This window comes from Lentimicrobium sp. S6, from assembly GCF_013166635.1.
In the GTDB taxonomy this organism is placed as follows: domain Bacteria; phylum Bacteroidota; class Bacteroidia; order Bacteroidales; family UBA12170; genus UBA12170.
Genome location: NZ_JABKBZ010000312.1, coordinates 1 through 329, shown reverse-complemented (window position 1 = coordinate 329; position 329 = coordinate 1). Strand labels below are relative to the sequence as shown.

1 protein-coding gene is annotated in these 329 nt (G+C 44.1%); it reads left to right on the top strand.

What is annotated here, in order from left to right; genetic code table 11:
- Positions 1-329 (top strand): PKD domain-containing protein (locus tag HNS40_RS22845; protein WP_172285003.1); only part of this gene is annotated, 329 nt, incomplete at both ends.

The following is a 329-nucleotide window of genomic DNA, read 5'->3' as shown; positions in this document are numbered from 1 at the left end:
ACCTAGAGACTTTCAATGTGAGCTTAGCAGTAAGTGACGAGTTTGGTTGTGTGGATAGCATCAGCCATGGGGTACAGCGCTATCCTTGTATCTTCGTGAACTTTGTGACCGATACCAGTATTTATTGTGAAAGACAAACCATCATCTTTAAAGACAGCAGCATAGTAGATGAAACGGCTAGTATCATCTCCAGATCATGGAACTTTGGGGATGGCTACGAAATCAATACCGGTGCTGAGGTGGAAATGGTAACTCACGCCTATGAAACTTCTGATGTGGAACAAGGATATACCATCACCTATGTGGTGAGCTTTGATGTGGATGGCGAC